Here is a 505-nt window from a genome sequence, read left to right as displayed (position 1 = left end):
GGAGTAACCAGGTCGCACCTTCTTCATATTTACTTGAGGTAAAACTGTCATATCCTTTTGAATGAATCATATGAATATGCCAGGATTCTCCAATAAAGAGCACCTTTAGTGATTTTTTGGTGTTATTCATTCTCTGTCCCTTCTTAATGCGTAAAAATAGTTTGCTGATAATGTATACTCTGAATTCGATGTATCACAGATTCATGTTCAGGCATGTCGGAAGCATTGCTTGTCTCCACCGCTAGGGATGCAAAGGCGCTGGCATAACACAGTGCTGATTCCAGTGATTTTCCTTTCGCAAGTCCTGATGCCAGAGCGCCGTTAAAAGCATCCCCGGCTCCTGCCGTATTTTTAACGACCGCTGGAAACGCTGGCGAATGAATGAATTTTTTGCCATCAAATGCGAGCGAGCCCTTGCTACCGAGCGTGATAACGGTGTTTTTTACCCCTTTATTGTGGATAGCTTCTGCAGCTCGTTTAGCTGATTCAAGATCGTGTACGTCTA

Annotated in this window: 2 protein-coding genes; both read right to left on the bottom strand. The window is 43.6% G+C overall.

The window, feature by feature from the left end; all coding sequences use genetic code 11:
• A partial coding sequence (locus E2K52_RS15795) for a glutamine amidotransferase (RefSeq protein WP_227548261.1) occupies positions 1-130 on the bottom strand: 130 nt, incomplete at its 3' end.
• Between the two features lie 13 nt (positions 131-143).
• Positions 144-505 (bottom strand): PfkB family carbohydrate kinase (locus tag E2K52_RS14765; protein ID WP_171478885.1); only part of this gene is annotated, 362 nt, incomplete at its 5' end.

Source organism: Acinetobacter sp. RF14B, assembly GCF_006864105.1.
In the GTDB taxonomy this organism is placed as follows: Bacteria; Pseudomonadota; Gammaproteobacteria; order Pseudomonadales; family Moraxellaceae; genus Acinetobacter; species Acinetobacter lwoffii_C.
This window is presented reverse-complemented; position numbering and strand designations above follow the sequence as displayed.